We start from the raw sequence: 22423 nt of genomic DNA, 5'->3' as shown, positions 1-22423 counted from the left end.
CACGAAAAGGAGAAGACCATGATTTGTCTTCTCCTTTTTAATTATATTTGCAAAATTATTATCAATGAAGATGAAGAACTTACTATTTTCGGTTTTATTTTTAGGGTTTTTTGCAAATTCTCAAACTTTCAATCAAGATTATGCAAATGTTGCAAATCTTGTTTCTCAGTCTAACATCAATACTTATTTACAGGAATTCGAAGGTTTAGGTGTAAAAACCACTGGTTCTACAGCCAACAATAATGCTTACAATTGGCTTAGAAACAAATACCTTTCTTTTGGATATTCGGAATCTGAAATTACAAAAGATGATTTTTCATACAATGGAAAAACCACATCCAATTTGATTGTCACAAAAACAGGAACCAAATACCCAAATATTTACGTCATTATTTGCGGACATTATGATACGATTACCGGAACAGGAACTAATGATAATGGAAGCGGTGTTTCTGTGATTCTTGAAGTAGCGAGACTTTTGAAAAATGTTTCTACGGAATATTCTATCAAATTCATTAATTTTTCTGGAGAAGAGCAAGGTTTACTCGGTTCTGCACATTATGTTTCCAATGTCGTGAATGCAACCAGTCCGAAAATGAGCATCCGATTAGTTCTTAATATCGATGAAGTTGGCGGTGTAAAAGGAAAAACAAACGATACAATCACTTGCGAAAGAGACGAATCTAACAGTCCAAGTTCCAACAATTCAGCTTCCAATACTTTCACACAACAATTGATGAACTGTGTAACGCTTTATTCAACTTTGAAAACCAATTTGAGTTATGCTTATTCTTCAGATTATATGCCGTTTCAAGCCAATGGAGAAATCATCACCGGACTTTTTGAATATAAAGAAACGCAATATGCACACACTGTAAACGACACTTATGCTAATCTCGACCCAGTTTACATTTACAATATTGCGAAGGCTACAACTGGAGCTGTCCAGCATTTTGCGATTGCAGGTCAAACTTTAAGCGTCGAAACAGTAAAAGATATGGAGAAGAGTTTCACATTTTATCCAAATCCAGCAAAAGATTATCTTCAATTGGAGCTTCCAAACAGCAAGAATCAACATTTTAGTTTTACTATTACATCTCTTGAAGGAAAAATGCTTAGCAAGACAGAAAACCAAACTAGGATTGATATTTCCAATCTTCAGAATGGTGTTTATCTAGGAACATTCAAAATCGGAGAACAGCAGATTACCAAGAAAATTATTGTAGAATAAGAAAATTTCGATTTTCAATTTCTTAATTTTTTAAAGTTTCAATATTATTTTAGCAATCCCCTCGCCTACTCATTTGCTATAGCTTAGGTCGCGCTATCCACTATTATCTTTTGTTTTTGACTTTTATTAAATCTATTAAAAAAACAAAAGGATAGCCGTTTCTATCGCTATTGCAAACAAGCTGAGACCTTCATCAAAAAATTCGGCAAACAATTTGTTATGAAGTTTTTTCAATTTTGAAATAATCAATCGTAATTATTTCGTTTTACGAAATCTAAAATCACTATCTTTGTCCTTATGCAGAAAATCTTAATAGTAGAAGACGAAAAAGCAATTTCCGGCGTTCTACACAGTATTTTATCAGACGAACTACCAGATTACCAATTCGAAATCGCGGAAGACGGTTTCGAAGGTTTCAAATTTATAGAAAAAGAAGATTTTTCTTTGGTCATTTCTGATATCAAAATGCCAAAAATATCTGGAACAGAACTTCTAAAACAAAGCCTTCAGTTGAAACCCGAAACCACATTTGTGATGATTTCTGGTCACGCAGATATTGATACTGCCGTCAACTGTCTGAAAGAAGGTGCTTACGATTTCATCTCCAAACCTATTGATATCAACAGATTGATTACGAGTGTAAAAAACGCACTTGACAAAGGTAATCTCCAGAAAGACAACTCAAACCTTAAGCAGGAAAATTCTCAGCTTAAGAAAAAAGTGAACAAAAAATATCAGATGATTGGCGAATCTTCTGCTCTTAAAAAGATTCAGGAAATCATTGATAAAGTAGCACTTTCCGACGCCAGAGTTTTGATTACAGGACCAAACGGCGCTGGTAAAGAATTGGTAGCGCACGCTATCCATTCACAAAGCGAACGTTCTAGAGGACCAATGATTGAAGTGAACTGTGCGGCTATCCCATCAGAATTGATTGAAAGCGAATTATTTGGTCACGTAAAAGGTTCTTTTACAGGCGCTATAAAAGATAAATCCGGAAAATTTGAACAAGCTAATGGCGGTACTATTTTCTTGGATGAGATTGGAGATATGAGTCTGGTTGCTCAGGCAAAAGTGTTGAGAGCTTTGCAGGAAAGTAAAGTTTCCCCTGTTGGAAGCGACAAAGAAATCAAAGTGGATGTGCGTGTCATTGCGGCAACGAACAAGAATTTGACAAACGAAATTGCACAAGGAAAATTCAGGGAAGATTTGTATCACAGACTTTCTGTTATAGAAATCAATGTTCCATCTTTAAACGACAGAAAAGAAGACATTCCATTATTGGTAGAATATTTCACTCGCCTGATTGCGTCTGAAAACGGAACTGCTCCAAAAAAATTTGATGAGAAATCTATCAAAGCTTTGCAGCAATTTGACTGGACTGGAAATATTAGAGAACTTAGAAACGTAGTGGAAAGATTAATTATCTTAGGTGCAGATCCTGTGACTGCTGATGACGTTGCGAGCTTTGTAAAGAAATGAGATTAAATAAATAAAAATATTTAACCGTCTCGTTTTTTCAACGAGGCGGTTTTTTTTGAATAAAAATGAAAAGTTTGCGATTATAACTTTTCTTTTAATAAAATTATATGAAATAAAATGAACTTTTTAAACAAACAATATACGCAGGAAGGACTGAAGTTAGCACTTCCTGTAATGATAACACAAGTTGGACAAGTTTCTGTAAACCTGTTCGATAACATTATCGTTGGAAAACTTCTTGGCGCTCAGGCTTTGGCTTCTGTATCTCTTGGTAATGCTTTATTTTTCTCAATTTTCGTATTGGCTTTAGGCTTTTCTTTTGCAATTCCACCTTTGGTTTCAGAAGCAAATTCTCAGAAGAAACACGATGTGATTAACTCAGTTTTCAGACATGGATTTGTGATTAATCTGGGAATCGGAACTTTGCTGATGATTATTCTGCTAGCTGCTTTACCTTTGATTTATCATATGGATCAACCTAAAGAAATCATCCCAAATACAATAAGTTTCCTCAGCATAATGGCATTCACAATGATACCTTTTATGATGTTCCAGACCTTGAGAGAAGTTTCGGAAGGCTTGGCATTTACAATCGGTGTAACCAAAGCGACAATCATTGCAAACGTAATTAATATCGCTTTGAATTATGTTTTCATCAAAGGACTTTTCGGATTACCGGCAATGGGCGTTCAGGGCTCTGCATTAGCAACTTTGATTGCCAGAATTTTCATGGTTGTGTTCCTGTATTTTGTCTTGGTAAAGGAGCCAAAAACGAGACGTTACATCAAAGAATTCTCTTTGAAAATTTCAGAATTCAGTAAAGAGATGTTTTCCAAAATGATAAAACTGGGATTCCCAACTGCAATGCAAATGTTCTTTGAAGTTACAGCTTTTGCAGCAGCAGCTTTTATCTGTGGATTAATAAGTTCGACCGATATTGCTTCGCATCAGATTGCGTTGTCTATGGCGTCATTCACCTTCAATCTTTGTATTGGTTTCAGTGTGGCTTCTACGGTAATGATTGGAAATAAAATGGGAATGAAAGACTTTGACGGATTGAGAAAAATCGGGATTAATAATTTCAAATTAACCTTGATTTATATGGGATTCTGTGGATTGATGTTTATCCTTTTCAGAAATGTTTTACCTCATTTTTTCACAAAAGAAAGCGATGTTATGGTAATTAATTTAGCTTCTAAACTAATGATTATTGCGGCGCTTTTCCAATTATCAGACGGAATCCAAGTTACGGCTTTAGGATCTTTGAGAGGAATCCAGGATGTGAAAATCCCAAGTGTGATTACGTTCTTAGCTTATTGGGTTTTCACAATTCCGGTTGGTTATTTTCTTTGTGTGACTATGAAAATGGGCGCTTTCGGGATGTGGATTGCTTTGGGAATTGGATTGACTATTTCAGCGATTCTTTTAGTGATTAGATTTTTGAGGTTGAGCAAGAGGAAAGCTCTGGCTAATTAAAACTAAACATTAGTGAAAACCACATAGGCAAATAGAAAAATTTTTATTAATAAAGTTAAAATAGGATTCTATTTAAAAATATTTTATAAAACTATGTGACTATGTGGTTGATAAATTATTTCAAAACCTATTTTAAATTTTTAAATTTGCATCACAAAATTTCGAAATGAATATTAAACAAAATATACAGTCAAAAATAACCGAAATCATCGCTAAACTCTACGGTATAGAAGCCGTAACGCTGGAAGTCCAGAAAAATAAAACCGAGTTTGAGGGAGATTTCACAATCGTCATTTTCCCTTTGGTAAAACAGGCGAAAAAAAGTCCGGATGTTATCGGAAACGAATTGGGCGAAGAAGTGAAAAATCAAATTGATTTTGTTGAAAACTTCAATGTGGTAAAAGGCTTTCTTAACCTAAAAATCAAAGACCAATTGTTCGCTGAGCAATTATCAGAAATCAGTAAGGATTTTGATAATGTGAAGCCGAAAAATCAAACGGTAATGGTGGAATATTCTTCGCCAAACACCAACAAACCGCTCCATTTGGGACACATCAGAAATAATCTTCTCGGTTTTTCTGTTGCCGAAATTCTGAAAGCGGATGGTTACAATGTCATCAAATCTCAAATCATCAATGACCGTGGAATCCATATCTGCAAATCGATGTTGGCTTGGGAAAAATTTGGGAAGGGAGCAACTCCGGAATCTACAGGTTTGAAAGGCGATAAATTGGTTGGAAACTATTATGTAGAATTTGATAAATTATACAAATCCGAAATCAAAGCAATGGTTGCTGGCGGAATAGATGAGGAAACAGCGAAAAAGCAAGCGCCATCTATCATCGAAGCTCAGGAAATGCTTTTGAAATGGGAACAAAACGACCCAGAAGTTCGTAAACTTTGGGAAATGATGAATGAATGGGTGTATGCAGGATTTAATCAAACTTACGCCAGATTGGGTGTTAATTTCGACCAAGTTCAGTACGAGAGCAATACTTATATTCTTGGGAAAGATTTGATTCAGAAAGGTTTGGAGGACGGGATTCTTTACAAAAAAAATGACGGTTCTGTTTGGTGCGATTTGACTGACGAAGGTCTTGACCAAAAACTATTGCTGCGTTCTGACGGAACTTCGGTTTATATGACTCAGGATTTGGGAACTGCTGTGGAGCGTTTCAAAAATAATGATATCCAAAAGTTGATTTACACTGTTGGAAATGAGCAAGATTATCACTTCCAAGTGCTTTTCAAAATCCTAAAAAAATTGGGCTACGAATGGGCTGACCAACTTTTCCATTTGTCTTACGGAATGGTAGAATTGCCGGAAGGAAAAATGAAATCCCGCGAAGGAACTGTGGTTGATGCCGATGATTTGGTGGAAGAAATGTACAAAACTGCGAAGGAAAAATCTCAGGAATTAGGGAAATTGGAAACGCTTTCTGACGAAGACAAAGAGAAATCTTACGAAACGGTTGGATTGGGTGCTTTGAAATATTTCATCCTAAAAGTTGACCCGAAGAAAAAAATGCTTTTCAATCCTGCGGAAAGTATTGATTTCAATGGAAATACGGGACCTTTTATTCAATATACTTATGCGAGAATTCAGTCGCTTTTGGCTAAGGCTGATTATGCTGCAAAAGAAGATTTGGGAACTTATCTTCCGAATGAAAGCGAGAAAGATTTGATTATGCTTTTATCTGAATCAAAAGATGTTGTGAGCAAAGCTGCGGAATCTCTAAGTCCGGCTCTGGTTGCGAATTATGTTTATGAATTGGTAAAAACTTACAATTCATTTTACCAAAATAATCCAATCCTGAATCAGGATGATGAGAATGCAAAACAGTTCCGCCTTCAGTTGTCTGAACTGGCTGGAAAAACGATTAAGAAATCGTTATCTATGCTAGGAATCAACGTCGTGAATAGAATGTAAAATTCGCTTTTAAATAAAATTAAAACTCTGCTTTCGAGCGGAGTTTTTTATTTTTGGGATGGTATGAAAATTTATAATATAATATTCCAAGTCTTACAAAGCTAGAAAACAGAATTTTTTAATCAAAGAACTTAGTTAAATACAACACTTAAAAACAAAAACGCTCTGAAAATTCAGAGCGTTTAAAACTAAACTTTGTAGACCCACAGGGATTCGAACCCCGACAGGCGGTACCAAAAACCGAAGTGCTACCGTTACACCATGGGTCTGTCGTTTATTGTGGTGCAAATGTACAGCTTTTTTTTTAACTTCCAAACTTTCTTCAAAAAAAATTGCATAATTTTATAAAATAATTTTTCACACATCCCAATGTTAATCGACCTTTCCAAAGCATCGCCAATCAACCAAACCTCATCTAACGAATTTGAAACCAAAGTTTTAGACTTCATAAAAGAATGGTTTTCGGAGTCAAAAACGGTGAAAATTCAGAGTTCTGGTTCTACTGGAATTCCGAAAGTTTTTGACGTAGAAAAATCCAAAATGTTGAACTCAGCAGAGATGACTTGTGATTTTTTAGGATTGAAAGAAGGAAATTTGGCTCTACTCTGTCTTCCGATTGAATATATCTCGGGAAAAATGATGGTCGTAAGAAGTATTTCGAGAAAATTAAACCTGAAAATCGCTCCAATTTCTATCAATCCATTAGAAAATATAAATGAAGAAATCGATTTTTGTGCGATGACACCTTTACAAGTTGAAAATTCTTTGGACAAAATTCATTTAATTAAAAACTTAATTATTGGCGGCGCAGCTGTTTCGGAAACTTTAAAGCAAAAAATCTCTCAAACCCTCAAATTCTCAAACTCTCAAACTAAAATTTTTGAAACTTATGGAATGAGCGAGACGCTTTCTCACATCGCTTTGAAACAGGTTTTCCCAAATCAGGAAGATTGGTTTACGGTTTTTGATGGCGTTGATATTTCTCTCGATGAAAGAGGTTGTTTGAAAATATTTGCTCCAAAACTTAATGCAGAGATTTTACAGACCAATGACTTGGTTGAAATTAATGATAATAAGCAATTTAGATTTCTGGGAAGAATCGATAATGTGATTAATTCTGGAGGCGCGAAGATCTTTCCTGAAGAGTTAGAAAAACTCGTTAAGAAAGAAATTCCCAATGAAGCCGTTTTTCTAGGAATCCAAGATGAAAAACTCGGACAAAAATTAGTTCTCGTAATCGAAGGAGAATCTAATGAAAATCTAAAATTTAAAATCCATAATTTAAAATTTCAAAAGTCGTTTCATAAACCAAAAGAGATTATTTTTGTAGAACAAATCCCAAGAACGCCGAACGGAAAAGTGAATCGTCTTGAATTAAAAAAAATGATTACTAACTAAAATGAAAGATTTTTCTACTGAAATCAGCTACAAAACTTCCCGCTCTTCCGGAGCTGGCGGACAAAATGTGAATAAGGTAGAAACAGCTGTGACAGCAATATGGAACGTAATGGAAAGTCAATTCTTCTCTTTTGATGAAAAGCTCCGAATTTCTGAAAAACTCAAAAACAGAATCAATTCTGAAGGTTTGCTACAAATGACTTCATCAGAAAGCAGAACACAACTTCAGAATAAAAAGATTGTGACCGAAAAGCTTTTAGAATTGGTTGAAAAATCAGTTTTTGTTCACAAAAAACGTATTTCTACAAAACCTTCGAAAGGTCAAATCCAGAAACGCATCGATAACAAAAAGAAATTGTCCGAGAAAAAAGAAAACCGAAAATTCAGGTTTTAAAGTTTGACAATTTCTCTATTTCCAGATTGATTTTCTCTGTGTATTCCAACTGTTTCTCACGAATTCTCCCGTGATTGGTTACCGTTTCATAATCCTGCTGATAATCTTTGTAATCATCATAAACTATGACATAAAACTTTTGGAGCGTCTTTGCATCCATTGTTTTATCGCTGATTAATTTTCTGAATCGTCTTGCAAACAATTCAGCAATATCAAAATGACTTTGCTCGTGCATCAGAACCAAATCCGTTTTGTGCTCATTATGCGCCCAAGATTTTGAAGGCACGAAAAAAGATTGAATCTTAACTTCTTTGGATGTAAATTTTTTGGTCGGACTTTTCAACAAATAAGAAATTCCGCAAAAGGTTGTCGCGGCAGCTTTGGAAGTATTCGGTTGCGTTTTGGACTGGAAATCTTCCCAAACCAACTTTCGGTTTTCATTCCAAAAAATCTTGTCTTGAGCATTTGTCAATCCAATGATAAACAGAAAAATAAGTGCTAAAAATGGTCGTAACATATCTCTTAGATGTTTTTTTTCAATTAATGTTAATTTATTTCCACAAAAAATGTATTTTTACCTCCCTCATTTTAAAAAATGGAAAAAGAGATAAAAATCAACTTTGAAGTTATCCCGAGTTACGATGAACTCAACGATATAGAAAAAACACTTTTTGATAAAGCTAAAACCATCCGGGAACAAGCTTACGCGCCCTACTCCCATTTTTTTGTTGGTTGCGCGCTTCTTTTGGAAAACGGCGAAATAATCACAGGAAGTAACCAGGAAAATGCCGCATATCCTTCCGGTTTGTGTGCTGAGAGAACGACGATTTTTTGGACTTCGGCAAATTATCCAGATGTAAAAATCAAAAAACTATTCGTGATTGGAGGACCAGAAGACGCCTTGAGTTCCGTTCCAATTCCACCTTGCGGCGGATGCAGACAATCTATTTTGGAATATGAAGCTAAGCAAAAAGAACAAATCGAAATCTATTTTGCCGCACCAAACGGAGAAATCATCAAAACAAAATCTATCCGAGACTTGTTGCCATTCTCATTTGACGGTAGTTTTTTATAATTTTTTAGGAGCAACAAGTTGGTAGCTTCGGTAGAACATCCCAACCTGCTGTCCACTATATCTTTTTTGTCATTGCGAAAGACGTGAAGCAATCCGTAGAACATTTCAACAATCGCAATAACAAAAAAGGATGCCGTTCCCATCAGGGCTAGGTTGAAGATTTATCTTTTCTTCGATGTTTTTTTTTAAATCTCAAAAATCTTACTTTCCTCGTTGATTCGTCGGACTAGGTTTTCTGTCCGCTCTTTATGCGTATCCGTTATAAAGATCTGCCCGAAACTTTCTTTATTCACCAATTCTATCAATTGAGAAACTCTAGTGTCATCTAACTTATCAAAAATATCGTCCAGAAGAAGAATTGGAGACTTTCCTGTGAGTTCTTTGATTCGGTTGATTTGAGCCAACTTTAATGAGATTAAAAAAGATTTCTGCTGACCTTGAGAACCTATTTTTTTGATAGAATTTCCATTCATTTCAAATAACAAATCATCTTTGTGTGTTCCTTTTGAGGTGTAGGTCAAAGCTCTGTCTTTGTCAATTGAACTCGATAAAAGTTCTTTGAAATTATTATCAAAAAGATGAGATTCATAAATGACATTCACGATTTCTTTTCCACCAGAAATGATTTCGTAGAAATGCTGAACAATTGGATTTAGTTTTTCTACAAACTCTTTTCTTTTCTCGAAAATCCTTGTTCCGAAGTTTGAAATCGGGTCATCATAAATCTCCAGAGAATCTTTATCAAACGTTCTGTTCTTTGCAAAATATTTTAATAAAGCATTTCTCTGCTGAACGGTTTTCTGATACTGAATCAAATCAAAAAGATAAGAGGAATCGGTCTGAGAAATCATTGCATCCAGAAATTTTCTTCGGCTTTCTCCAGAATCAGAAATTAAATTAGAATCGTAAGGCGAAATCATCACACTTGGGAGATAACCAATATGATCAGCCAGTCTGTCGTAGCTTTTATCATTTTTCTTAATGACTTTTTTGGATTCTCTATGCATCAGAATCTTAATCAGATCTTCCTTTTCCTCATTCTGGATTTCGGATTCTATGACAAAGAAATCTTCATTTGATTTAATATTATTGAGGTCGGAATTTCCCAAAAAACTTTTTCCAACAGAAAGATAATGAAGTGCATCCAGAACATTGGTCTTCCCTACGCCATTATTCCCAACAAAACAGTTGATTTGAGGAGAAAATTGGAAAGCTTTTTCCGAGTGGCTTTTGAAATTGATGAGTGAAAGTGTGTTGATAATCATAATCCTAAAAGTTTTTTCAATTTACTAGGATTTTGACGATTATCCCAAACAGAAATGATATAAAGTAATTCTTGTTCTGACCTATAAACCAATCCGTAATTCTCAAAATGCAAAATTCTGTACGGTTTAAAATCGGTTTCAATGCCAATAAATGGATTAGATTTTAATAAATCAATTTTTTGATAAATAATAAGATTTAATTTTTTAGAATAATGATTACTTTTATTCCTCATATTCCAGTAATCAAAAATGGCGTCCCTCTCTCTTCTTGCAAGTGTAGTCCAAATCACTTTTACTTCATCCATTCTTCGTCCAATTTTCTTAGCTCATCATCAGAAATTGTTCTTCCATATTTTATATCTTCTTCAGCAATAAGAATCATTTCTTTTTGGGTTTCGGACAAAATATACTTATCTGATTCCCCTTCAGGTTGAACAGACAAAAAAAGATTTTCAATAGCTTGTAGAAAACTGACATTATTAGTAGAAAATATTCTTTCTACCAATTTGCTTCTTAATACTTCAATATTTTCCATCACTCAAAAATTTATGTAAAGATAAAACTTCTTAATTACAAAATCAATTTCCGAAGTTTACAAAATGTGGAATATCCGTCGCAAAACTGTTCATTGGCAAAAGATTATTTCGATTGCTGTTAAAATCAAAAACAGAATTATTATTGAAAGGAACTCTTGGATAATAAGTAAAGGAAATCTGAATCCTGTTGAAAACCAAATATGGATTATTAATCAAAACACCAATTCCGATTTTTGTATTCGCTTTTGTTTTTAACAAATTATCATCAGGCATTCCAAGCCAGCCAACAGCAGTTGTTAAGTATGGACTGAAATGGAAATTCTTCCAGGTTTTATTAACAAAAAGCTGGAGCTGATATCTCAAAACTAATTTTTTTGTCCCGATATAATCTGCATTGTAAACAGGAAAATCTTCTGCAGCAGAAAGATTGATTCTGTCTCTGTAAGAATAATTATGTTGAGGATTTCCTAGCGCTAAAGTCGGCGAAAAGAAATGTCTGACTTTAGCAAATTTCCAATCCATAAGATTTGTAAAATAAGTTCCGTCTAATCGGAAAGACTCCCGATTTTGGCTGTCTTCATTAAAGAATCTTCCAAACTGAGCTTTTAAACTGAAATAACCTATTTTTGTAAAATCCCCATAAGCTCCAGAAATACCTAAATAAGGCATTACTTCTTTGCTTCTTGATAATAATCCGCCAGTCAGACTGAAGGAATTACCGTAAGAAATATCTTCCGGTAAATCATATTGGAAAATATTTTTCTCAACCGCAAATTTTCTTTGAATAAATCCCGCAGACATCAAAAAACTACTGTAAGAACGGAAATATCCAAACTGGTCTATGTAAGGACTATCTTTGTACTGATAATTCTGAAATCGCCCTATCAAAGCAATATTACTGGACACTTTCTCTTCGGGATTTGCCGAAACCGGAATTTGGTAACCGCCCCACAAATCCTGACTGTAAACCTTGATTTGAACCTCAGGAAAAGCAGTTTCGGTTTCCATTGGAAGTGCGACATTTCGCATAAAATATTCGAAAGTGAAACCTCCTGCCCACTTTGTCAATGGGGAGAAAAAATCTCTTTTAGCGTTTAGATTGATTCGTTCGTTTTTCCAAAAATCTCTTTCTCCCAAAACTTGAGCATTGATATAAGAACCGAAAAGATTATAAGCCGTGTAACTTCCCAAAAGATAATCCTGTTTTTCCTTGGAATCGTTTCTGTAAAGAAAATCTGCTTCGTGACCGAGACCAAGAAAGTTTTCTTCCGTCACACCCAAACCAATTTTACTTCCAGAATAACTGAGTCTGGGTTTCAAACTCCAGGAATCCAAAACCTTAACAACGACATCGATAGAATCATTAGAACTATTTTCTACCGCAATATTAACTCTGTTTACAAAAGGCATTTCTCTTAACAATCGTTCAGATTCATAAAGTTTTTGGGCATTATATTCTTCATCTTTTTTGAACAGTAGATAATTATTAACCGTTGAAATTCTTGTGTTCGAATGAAGATGATTCGTAAACCAATCGTACCATTTGGCTTTTTCTTTTTTCTCTTTGGTGTTGTATCCAAAAGGGTCAATTGTTTCAATTCTGATATTTCTAATGTACTTGCCGTCATAGGTTTCTTGAACTTGTTTTTCAGTTCTTGAATTTACAGAAGCTGAATCTGCCTCACGACGAAATATGAATCGATGGATGAATTTTGTAAACTTCCTTTTATCCGAAAATTCTTCAATTTTATAATAAATAGAATCTTTTCTTTCCTGCGCTTGAGCAACGGAAAAGAAGTTTAGAAAAACGAGAATAAGAAGAATAGATTTGTTATTGAACATTATGAGATTTTAACAAAACTGCAATAACAATTTATAAGCCAAAAGACATAACAAAGGAAGTCCACTACAGCTTTCAACCAAAAAACTAAAATAAGCTTCCCGATTATTATTTTCTGAAAAATAAATTAATAAAAATGTGATAATTGTAGTCAAGAAAAAACACAGCGAAAAAATAAAATCCAGAAAAAAAATACCCAACAAACTTGAGATAAAAACTAAAGCATACGCTAAAAATTTAGTCTTTTGAACCCCAATGAGAATCGGGAAAGTTACTACATCATCACTTTCCATATCTCGAATATCAAAAGGCAAAACCAAAGCTGAAATAAATAACCAAGTGATGAAAAATATTTTTAAATTAAATTCCGGCAGAATCAACCAAGAATTGATTAAAGCCCAAGTCAAACCAACGTAAAAAATCTTTAGTAATGGGATTTTCCTGATAAATTTCTCCAAGAAAAAGGAATTGTAAAGCAAACCAATGACGACAATCACAGCCCATTTTAACAACCTGATTTCGTTATGATTAAAAGCAATCAAACAAAAACTTAAAATTCCACAAATTGAATTGAAAATCAGAATTTTAATGAATTTCTTTTTATCGTATTGATACTTGGTGTAAAGATAGCCGCTGAAGTAGGTAATGAAAATCAGCAATAAACTCGGCCAACGGAATATATTTTGCTCGAGCATAAAAAAACCAGCCAGAAAAGTTCCCATTAATGAAACATAAATCTGACTATCAATAACATATTTTTTTGCTAAATTTAAAAACGACATTAATTTAACAAATGTCGGAAAAAATGTTCTAAATAAATGTAATGTTAAAAGCGTTAAAATCAAAAAAATATTTTTTCCTTCCAACCTTATGATAAAACAATGCATCTTTATAAAGTGATTCGGTTCACTGATTAAAAAATACAATCTACATATGAAAATCCTAAAATCCTTATTAGTATTCTTATTAATATTTGCTACTATGAATTTTTCCGCTCAAAACTACTACGACCAGCAATGGAAAAAAATCGAAGACAATTATAAAAAAGGAACTTACAAATCCAATCTTCCGATTATTCTGGAAATCCAAAATCAAGCTTTGAAAGACAACAACGGGATTCAAATCATCAAATCTTTGAAAGCGGAATTCAGTATTACAAAGCAGACTTATGATGACACGAAAAATGATGAAAATTCTAAATTCTTTGCAAAACTTCAAAGCACGGAAACAAAATTGAAAGGCGATGAAAAACAATTGTTTCATCTTCTGACTTTGGAATTCATCAAAGATTATTATCAAAATAATTCTTGGAAAATCAATCAAAAAACCAATATAGACAATGCAGATTTGTCACAAATCGAAACTTGGAGCAAGTTGGATTTCAAAAATTATTTATCTAAGAATTATGCGGATTTAGAAAAAGACAATTCTGTTTTGAAAAAAATCCAAATGCAGAAATACAAGGAAATCTTTGACGACGCTGATAATCTTGAATATTTTCCAACACTTTCCGATTGGTACAACTATAATTATATCGAGTTCTTAAGAAATCACAATCTTTTCACCCCGAACGAATTGAAAGTAAATTCGACAAAAATCAATTCAATTTTTGATTCGGAAATTGGTTCACTCTCTGGAAATTCTCAATTGTATTTCAAACATCAGAAAATCAATTATAATTGTGAATTCATTAATTGTAAAGATAAATTTGCTCAACTTGAAAAATTGGTTGAAGATGAATCTGTAAAAGGCGATTACAAAGTCTTGATTATCGATGATATGATTGAGATTCTTCAGCAAAAACAGGATTATAAACTGGCTTTGATTTGGATTAATGATGCAAAAGAAATGTTTCCAAAATCTAAGTTTATGAATAACATCAAAAACAAAGAAAATCAAATTAAAAATCCTCAGTTAAACCTATTTTACGAAAACGAAACACAAAGTAACAAGCCTATTCACATTGTTGCAGAAGGAAAAAATATAAAGCAATTTTCTTTGAATATTTATGAGGTCAAAGATGATACGCAAGGTTTTCTGCATTACGTTTTTGATTCTTACAAAACACCTTTTGCGAAAGTGAAAAAATCGTTGGTAAGAAAAGACCAATTTAGTTTGCCAGAATCTTTTGATTTCAAAACTCATAAAACTTCTTTGGAGCTGAAAGCACTTACAGCAGGAATTTATTTGGCTGAATATGTCGTGGAAAATATGGTTCAAAGGAATTTTCATTTTATCGTTTCTGATTCCAAAATCATTTATTCTAAAAAAGATGATTCTAATCCAAAAGCTAATATTCTAAAACTCGTAAACAACGAAAACGAAAAAGCTTTTGGCAATGAAAATCTTGAGATTGTTGAATACGTAAGAGGAAAACCAATCGTAAAACATTCTGTAAAAACCGATGGTTCTGGAAATTTCCAAATTCCAAATTCTGAGAACAAAGAATATTACAGAAATTTTCTTGTGAAAAACGGAAGCAATTATTCGATGATAAATGTTTATGGTTATAATGATTACAATAACCGAAATAAATCTGAAAATCAAGAATCCGCACAAATTTTCCTCGACAGAAAAATCTACAGACCTGGACAAATTGTTTATTTCAAAGTTATTGCAACAGGAATTAATGGCGAAACACAGAAAGTAAAAACATTGGAAAAAGTTCCGTTGAATATTACTTTGAATGACGCCAACGGCGAAGAGTTACAGACTTTGAAACTGACAACCAATGAATTTGGTTCTGTTAACGGAAGTTTTACGCTTCCTAAAAATAAACTGAATGGAAGTTTCAATATTGAGGTTAATAATGATGATGACAATTCTGACTTTGATATTAATGGATATACAGATTTTCAGGTTGAGGAATACAAACGTCCGAAATTTGAAGTGACTTTCGAACCAATAAAAAACGAATATAAATACGGTCAAACTATTGAACTTAAAGGAAAAGCCGCGATGTTTTCAGGTGTACCTTTGAGCAATTCGACTGTAAATTATGAAATCAAAAAACAGAATATCCGTTGGAGATATTTTTGGTGGTACCCTCGTGGAAATGATAATGAAAATTCAATTCTTGGCGATGTAAAAACCAATGAGAAAGGAGAATTCACCATCAAAATTGATTTGAAAAAAGACGAAACTCTGGAAGGCATTCAGATTGATAATTACGCCATCAATGCTTATGTGACAGATATTAATGGTGAAACTCAATCTGCAAATACCAACGTGAAAGTAGCTTCGGTTTCTCATTACATCACAGCAAATGAAATCGGAAATATATTTTCTGATGAAGCTGTGAAGTTGACAGTTGACACTAAAAATTACAACGACCAAGTTTTACCAAAATCTTACAACGTAAAATTGGAAAAACTGGAAGAACCAAGACAGATTTTCAGAGAGAATTTTGCTTCTGTAATTCAAGATTTACCACAATTATCAAAAGATGAATTTGTACAGAAATTTCCTCACGACAGATTTCATAAAAATGATGATGTGAAGAATTGGAAAGTTTCTTCTGTTATTCTAAATGAAGTGAAGAACCCTGTCATTCAGAACGAAGCGAAGCGTAGTGAAGAATCTAAAGATTCCTCGTCCCTCGGAATGACAAACGAAAAACTGAATCTTGGTAAACTGGAAGCTGGAACTTATAAAATATTGCTTTACAATATCGAAGGAAAAGACACGATAAAAACGGAGCAATTCTTCAAAGTTTGGGATAAAAAATCGTTGGGGCAAAATCAAAATCCATTCTTGGAAGTGATTAAACCAACACAAGATTTGAAGCGAGGAGAAAAAGCAAAAGTGTTTGTTTATTCTGCGATTCCTGATGCTTTGGTCAATATTTTTATTCAAAATGGAAAAGGTGAAACCGTAACGGAAACCAAATCTTTCAAAAACGGAATTTTGGAATATGAAACTGTGATTCCGAAAGATGAAAGCATCTCGAGAGTGAATTTGCAATTCCAATTGGTGTCTTTTAATGATGTAAAAACAGAATCGGTTGATTTGAAAATCGCGGACAGTAAAGATGATTTGAAAATTGAAACTGTTACTTTCCGAGACAAATTACAGCCTGGACAAAACGAAAAATGGACGATAAAAATCTCCGGTGCTGATAAAGATTCTTCGACTTCGCTCAGAATGACAGCTGAAGTTTTGGCGAATATGTACGATAAATCGCTTGACCAATTTGCTGTGAATTCTTGGAGTTGGCAGAAATTCTATTCCCCTTTCTACCAAAGTTCTTATGAATTGAAAAATGGTTTGGAACAGCAATATTATAATAAGAGATTTGAGTTTTTGAAGAATTATAATATTAATTCTCCACAGTTTAATTGGTTTGATAACGAAATAGTATTGCTTGGATACGGTTCAAAAAGAGCAAAAAAAATGAATATGGTTTATGCCGAAAATATTTTACCCGAGCCTAAGAAAGCTCCAAAAGTAGACTACTCTCCTACGGAACTTCAAGGAAATGCTGCAGGAATTCAAATTTCCGACTCAGCAAAGACAAAAGACATTGAAGAAGTTGTTACAACAAGAGTAAAAGAAAAAGATTTAGACAAAATCCCGGTTCGTCAAAACCTCAATGAAACAGCGTTTTTCTATCCAAATCTTCTCACAGACAAAGACGGAAATATATCATTCGAGTTCACATCTCCGGAAGCTTTGACACAATGGAAAGTGATGTTTTTGGCTCATACAAAAGATGCGAGAAGTGCAATTTTGGAAAAATCTGTAGTGACACAAAAAGAATTTTCTATCACACCTAATTATCCAAGATTCTTACGAGAAGGCGACGAACTTAATCTTCAAACTAAACTTAGTAATTTAACAAATCAACGATTAAACGGTTCTGCGGTTTTACAAATTCTCGATGCTTTTACGAATGAAGATATTTCAGAAAAATTCGGAATCAATCAATTGACAGCAGTTTCAGGATATAACAAAGAACAATCTTTTTCATTAGCTGAAAATGGAAACACATCTGCAACTTGGAAACTGAAAGTTCCTAATAATATTTCTTCTATCATCATTAAAATCGTTGCTAAAGCAGGTAATTTCTCTGATGGCGAACAAAAAGCAATTGCAGTTCTTCCAAACAGAATGTTGGTGACAGATGCGCTTCCGATTTTTGTGAAAGAAGGACAAACTAAAACTTTCACTTTGGAGAATTTGAAAAACTCGGATTCTAAAACCTTGACGAATTTTTCCAATACTTTGGAACTGACAACCAATCCGATTTGGGAAATTATGTTTGCGCTTCCAAGCCTGAAAGATGACACTAATAATTCTGCAGATGTTGTTTTCAACAAATGGTTTGCAGATGTTTTGGCTTCGGAGATTTTCAAAGCGAATCCGAAAATGAAAACCGTTTTTGATGAATATCAATCCAAAGGTCTTTTGACTTCGAATCTTGAAAAAAATCAGGAATTGAAACAATTGTTATTAGATGAAACGCCTTGGGTTCTGGAAAGTAAAAATGAGACAGAACAAATGCAAAAATTAGCAAGATTATTCGATGCGAATACGATGCGAAATTCCATCAAAAATGATTGGTCAGAATTGGTAAAATTACAAAATCCTGATGGTGGGTTTAGTTGGTATCAAGGTTACCCAAGTTCATATTATACTTCACTTTATATTTTGAAAAATCTAGGAAGAATCAATGAATGGCTGAAAGGAAATCTTTCTGATTATCAAAGTTCTGAACAGAAAGAAATGGTCAAAAAACTGGTTTCTTATGTAGATAATGAAGTGAATAAATATTGGAAAACGGATAAAGACAATGTCTGGAGCAATTTCGTAATCGATTATCTTGATACAAGACATTATTGGGAAAAAGAATATGCTTTGAAAGCAAAAGGAGCAAGTTTGAAATCCTCGGTTATTTCCAAAGCAAAAACAGCAAAAATCACCGATTTTACTTTCTTTGGATTGCATCGTTCGGCTTTATTATTCAACAATTATGGATTGAAAGAGGTTTCGAAAAAACTGATGACTTACTTGAAAGAAACTTCAACACAATCAGAAACTCAAGGTGTTTATTGGAAACAAAATCTCAACGACTGGGGCTGGTATTCTTCCAAAACCGTTAATCACGCAGGAGCGATTGAAGCATTCCAAAAACTGACGCCGACTGATGAAAACTTCATCGAAGAAATGAAAATCTGGCTGATTACTCAAAAAGAAGTTAATTCTTGGGGAAATTCCAGAGGAACAGCAGAAGTTATTTTTACCATTTTGAATTCAGGGAAATCTTGGACTTCTGCAGAAACCAAAGGTTCGGCGATTGAAATGAGCCAATCCGATAAAGCCGAAATCACTTGGGGTGGAAAACAACTAAATCCGCAAACGCAAGCGACTGGTTATGTTAAACAAACTGTAACTTCTGATAATTTAGACAAAAAACTTTCAACTGTTACCATCAAAAAAGAAAGTGCAGGAATTGTTCAAGGTGGTTTGTTCTGGCAATATTATGAAGACCTTGATAAAATAAAATCTTCGGAAAGTTATATCTCGATTTCTAAGGAATTGTATAAGAAAGTTAAAACTGAAAATGGTGAACAATTAATGAAAATCAATGAAAATTCGCCTATCAAAGTTGGAGATAAAATCACCGTGAGAATGATTCTGAATACAGACAGAAGTATGGAATTCATTCACCTGAAAGATATGAGAGCGGCTGGTTTTGAACCTTTGGATGTGATTTCTGGTTATCAATGGAAGAATAATCTAGGATATTATCAATCCACAAAAGATGCCTCCACCAATTTCTATATCGAATATATGCCGAAAGGAAAATATATTTTCGAATATGATTATGTTGCTAATGCAAGTGGAAAATTCTCAAACGGCATTACTACGCTACAAAACTACTATGCACCGCAGATGAATGCGCATACGCAGGGAATGAAAATCGAGATTTCTGAATAAGATAGAAATGTAATTAAATAAGAAAGGCTTCAAATAATTGAAGCCTTTCTTATTTTAAATAGTTAAAACATTAAACAGATTGCATAATTTTTATTATTTTAGCAAAAAAAAGTATGAAATTAAAGTTTCTTTTATACTTTTCTTTATTGATTCACTTATTTTCTTGTCAAAATGCAAAAATGAATAGTGGTAATTTGGAGATAAAGGAAGTAGAATTTGAAGAGATTAATCATGTGAATATTAAACTAATTGATTCTGAATTTAAGATTTTAAAATCTCAGACTGAAATCAATAATATTTACGAAATCATCAACGCCAATAATCCTTCTCCAAGAAAAAATCCAATTCCAACTTTTGAAGAAAATGAAACTTATATTGTTTTACAACCTAAAATTGAACGATTGGACTTCACGGTTTCAAAGGTTTCAGAAAACAATCAAAATTTAGACATACAAATTCAACAATCTGATAATCCTGAATTTAAAAATAAAAAATATCCTGCAATCATCATTAAGCTTAATAAAAAAAGCAATTACAATAGTGTAATAATTAAAAAATAAGATAATTAAAATTATATTAACAATGAACAAAAAATTACTATTTTCAGTAGGTGTAATGTTCTCGGGAATGTTGTTCTCGCAGAAAAATTACTGGAAGCAAGTGTCAGGCGTTGACAACAAACAGCCAGTTTATGACAAAACAGCAACGCCTTCTAAATATAAGCTTTTCAAACTAAATATTGAGGACATCAAAGCGGATCTTGCAACAGCTCCAAAACGTTTTTCCAATGATGAGTCTTTGGTCTTAAAATTCCCAACAGCAGAAGGAAAATTGGTAGACTATGTTGTACAAGAGGCTTCTGTAATGGATCCTGCTTTACAGGCTAAATATCCAAACTTAAGATCATATCTTGGATATGAAAAAGGAAACTCCGGAAACTCTATCCGTTTCAGTGTATCGCCTTATGACGGTGTGAATGTGATGTACTATAATGCTGGAAAAACGGCTTATCTGGATGCTTACACCCAAGATAAATCTACTTACATAGTTTATAATCGTGAAGATTTGGGACCTAATCTTGAAGGATTTGTGTGTGGTAACAAAAATCCAGATGGTGAAAATATTGTTTCAGAACCAGTTCCACAGTCTTTGGTACAGGATGGTCAATTCAGAAATTACCGACTTGCATTATCATCAACAATGGAATATTCCAGATATCACATCATTAGAGCTGGGCTAACAGGAGGAACTGTACAGCAAAAGAAAGAAGCAGTTTTAGCGGCTATGAATACGACAATGACGAGAGTAAATGGTGTTTATGAAAAAACCATTTCTCTTACCATGACAATGATTGCTAATAATGATCTATTGCTTTCTATAGATGTTGATGCTTATGGTCCCGGATTTACTAATGACAGTGGATCAACATTATTAAATGAAAATCAAGCATTTGTAGATCAAACAGTAGGAAGTTCTGCTTATGATATCGGACATATTTTCAGTACTGGTGGTGGTGGTATTGCTCAGCTTAGATCACCTTGCGTTACAGGAAGTAAAGCACGTGGTGTAACAGGAAGAAGCGCACCTAGAACTGATGCGTTTGATATTGATTATGTTGCTCACGAGATGGGTCACCAATGGGGCGCACAACATACATTTGACAATTCATGCGCAGGTAACAGGACTGCAACAACATCTGTAGAGCCAGGAAGTGGAAGTACCATTATGGCTTATGCTGGTATTTGTGCTCCAAATGTACAAAGTAAAAGTGATGCATACTTCCACGTAGTGAGTGTTAACCAAATGTATAGCAATATTACGACCGGATCAGGTGCGGGCTGTGGTGTGAAGACAGCTAACAATAATCAGGTTCCAGTGATACAACCATTGACAAATTATTCTATACCAAGTGGGACAGCTTTCATTCTTACTGGTAACGCAACAGATCCTGATGGGGATGCGTTAACTTACCTTTGGGAACAAACAGATGTCAGAGGTCTGACAACATCTGAAGCACCTATTTCTACACAAACATCTGGAGCAGTTTTTAGATCATATTCTCCTACAGTTTCTAGCTCTCGTCCGTTCCCAGCAATGACTGCTATCTCTGCAGGTACATTGGCACCAACTTGGGAGGTTATTCCTACAGTTGCAAGAAATCTTAATTTCGCTCTTTTTGTGAATGATAACAAAGCAACAGGAAATCAAGCCGCTCGAGCTAATATGATTGTTACTGTGACCAATGTAGCACCTTTCAAAGTAACTTCTCAAACAGCAGCCGCTAATTATAACGGAGGTTCTACTCTTCCTGTCACTTGGGATTTTGAAGGAACTACTGCTACCCCAATTAATACAGAAAACGTACAGATTCTTTTGTCATCTGATAATGGTCTGACTTTCCCAACTGTATTGGCAGAAAGCGTTCCTAACAATGGAAGTGCGAACGTAGTACTTCCAAATGAGAACAATGGTAATGCAAGAATTATGGTTAAAGCTATTGGTAATATCTTTTTTGCAGTGAATGCTACAAGATTTAACATCAACAAAGATTTGGCAGTAAACGAATCTGCATTCAGCAAAGGTTTTGCAATCTATCCAAACCCTGCAAAAGGTGAAATTAATATCTCTTTGAGCAAGGTTAACAAAGGCGCTAGTTATCAAATTGTAGATCTTTCTGGAAAACAAATTTCTAATGGATCTTTGGAAAATGAAAAAACTCAGGTTAATATTTCTAATTTGAAAACTGGAACTTACAGAGTAGTTATCTCTAACAATGGAGAAATAACAAGTAAAAATCTTATTGTTAAATAATTAACGATATATAAAAACAAAAAACCAACTTCATTAGATGTTGGTT

The 22423-nt window shown here is 33.9% G+C and carries 16 protein-coding genes and 1 tRNA gene; 10 read left to right on the top strand and 7 right to left on the bottom strand.

The window, feature by feature from the left end:
- Window positions 1–64 precede the first annotated feature (64 nt).
- From V7P73_RS04595 to argS, 4 genes are all read left to right on the top strand, one after another.
- The gene (locus V7P73_RS04595; protein ID WP_333851769.1) at window positions 65–1231 is read left to right on the top strand and encodes a M28 family peptidase; all 1167 of its coding nucleotides are present in this window, start codon (window positions 65–67) and stop codon (window positions 1229–1231) included.
- A 297-nt stretch (window positions 1232–1528) separates the two neighbouring features.
- Window positions 1529–2713 carry a sigma-54-dependent transcriptional regulator gene (locus V7P73_RS04590; protein ID WP_333851768.1) on the top strand — a complete coding sequence of 395 codons (1185 nt, stop codon included), beginning with the start codon at window positions 1529–1531 and terminating at the stop codon, window positions 2711–2713.
- 117 nt (window positions 2714–2830) lie between these two features.
- The gene (locus V7P73_RS04585) at window positions 2831–4189 is read left to right on the top strand and encodes an MATE family efflux transporter (protein ID WP_333851767.1); all 1359 of its coding nucleotides are present in this window, start codon (window positions 2831–2833) and stop codon (window positions 4187–4189) included.
- Between the two features lie 166 nt (window positions 4190–4355).
- Window positions 4356–6119: an arginine--tRNA ligase gene (gene argS / locus V7P73_RS04580; RefSeq protein ID WP_333851766.1), complete on the top strand. Its 1764-nt coding sequence runs from the start codon at window positions 4356–4358 to the stop codon at window positions 6117–6119.
- 198 nt (window positions 6120–6317) lie between these two features.
- On the opposite strand, the gene V7P73_RS04575 is transcribed toward argS, so the two are convergent.
- Window positions 6318–6388 (bottom strand) — tRNA-Gln (locus V7P73_RS04575).
- A gap of 100 nt (window positions 6389–6488) precedes the next feature.
- Here V7P73_RS04575 and V7P73_RS04570 point away from each other — a divergent pair.
- Both V7P73_RS04570 and arfB read left to right on the top strand, forming a co-directional pair.
- Complete coding sequence (locus tag V7P73_RS04570) at window positions 6489–7517, top strand: long-chain fatty acid--CoA ligase (protein WP_333851765.1); 1029 nt, start codon at window positions 6489–6491, stop codon at window positions 7515–7517.
- A 1-nt stretch (window position 7518) separates the two neighbouring features.
- Window positions 7519–7911 carry an alternative ribosome rescue aminoacyl-tRNA hydrolase ArfB gene (gene arfB / locus V7P73_RS04565; RefSeq protein ID WP_333851764.1) on the top strand — a complete coding sequence of 131 codons (393 nt, stop codon included), beginning with the start codon at window positions 7519–7521 and terminating at the stop codon, window positions 7909–7911.
- Here arfB and V7P73_RS04560 read toward each other — a convergent pair.
- Window positions 7901–8428: a hypothetical protein gene (locus V7P73_RS04560; protein WP_333851763.1), complete on the bottom strand. Its 528-nt coding sequence runs from the start codon at window positions 8426–8428 to the stop codon at window positions 7901–7903. The two genes, arfB and V7P73_RS04560, sit on opposite strands and share 11 nt — an antisense overlap.
- A 78-nt stretch (window positions 8429–8506) precedes the next feature.
- On the opposite strand from V7P73_RS04560, the gene V7P73_RS04555 reads away from it, so the two are divergent.
- Window positions 8507–8986, top strand: coding sequence for a cytidine deaminase (locus V7P73_RS04555; protein WP_333851762.1), 480 nt, complete (start codon window positions 8507–8509; stop codon window positions 8984–8986).
- Between the two features lie 185 nt (window positions 8987–9171).
- Here the strand turns inward: V7P73_RS04555 and recF are convergent, their stop codons facing one another.
- From recF to V7P73_RS04530, 5 genes are read right to left on the bottom strand one after another with little or no spacing between them, the layout of a single operon-like run.
- Window positions 9172–10251, bottom strand: a complete 1080-nt coding sequence (recF, locus tag V7P73_RS04550) for a DNA replication/repair protein RecF (RefSeq protein WP_333851761.1) — start codon at window positions 10249–10251, stop codon at window positions 9172–9174.
- On the bottom strand, window positions 10248–10556 hold the full coding sequence (locus tag V7P73_RS04545) for a type II toxin-antitoxin system RelE/ParE family toxin (RefSeq protein ID WP_333851760.1): 309 nt from the start codon (window positions 10554–10556) through the stop codon (window positions 10248–10250). Before V7P73_RS04545 ends, recF begins: the two co-directional genes overlap by 4 nt.
- The gene (locus V7P73_RS04540; protein WP_333851759.1) at window positions 10544–10786 is read right to left on the bottom strand and encodes a hypothetical protein; all 243 of its coding nucleotides are present in this window, start codon (window positions 10784–10786) and stop codon (window positions 10544–10546) included. The genes V7P73_RS04545 and V7P73_RS04540 overlap by 13 nt, the downstream gene beginning before the upstream one ends.
- Window positions 10787–10829: 43 nt before the next feature.
- Complete coding sequence (locus V7P73_RS04535; protein ID WP_333851758.1) at window positions 10830–12629, bottom strand: hypothetical protein; 1800 nt, start codon at window positions 12627–12629, stop codon at window positions 10830–10832.
- Between the two features lie 9 nt (window positions 12630–12638).
- Complete coding sequence (locus V7P73_RS04530) at window positions 12639–13409, bottom strand: hypothetical protein (protein ID WP_333851757.1); 771 nt, start codon at window positions 13407–13409, stop codon at window positions 12639–12641.
- Between the two features lie 151 nt (window positions 13410–13560).
- Here V7P73_RS04530 and V7P73_RS04525 point away from each other — a divergent pair, with 151 nt between their 5' ends.
- The 3 genes from V7P73_RS04525 to V7P73_RS04515 all read left to right on the top strand — a co-directional run bounded on the left by V7P73_RS04525 (window position 13561) and on the right by V7P73_RS04515 (window position 22377).
- Window positions 13561–19566, top strand: a complete 6006-nt coding sequence (locus tag V7P73_RS04525; protein ID WP_333851756.1) for an alpha-2-macroglobulin family protein — start codon at window positions 13561–13563, stop codon at window positions 19564–19566.
- A 179-nt stretch (window positions 19567–19745) separates the two neighbouring features.
- Window positions 19746–20126, top strand: a complete 381-nt coding sequence (locus V7P73_RS04520) for a hypothetical protein (RefSeq protein WP_333851755.1) — start codon at window positions 19746–19748, stop codon at window positions 20124–20126.
- Window positions 20127–20148: 22 nt separating this feature from the next.
- On the top strand, window positions 20149–22377 hold the full coding sequence (locus V7P73_RS04515; protein WP_333851754.1) for a zinc-dependent metalloprotease: 2229 nt from the start codon (window positions 20149–20151) through the stop codon (window positions 22375–22377).
- The last annotated feature ends 46 nt before the right edge of the window (window positions 22378–22423 follow it).

The sequence above is a fragment of the Epilithonimonas sp. genome (assembly GCF_036780765.1).
Classification (GTDB): Bacteria; Bacteroidota; Bacteroidia; order Flavobacteriales; family Weeksellaceae; genus Epilithonimonas.
Note: the sequence above shows the minus strand (reverse complement) of the source record. Positions and strands in the feature narration are given on the sequence as shown.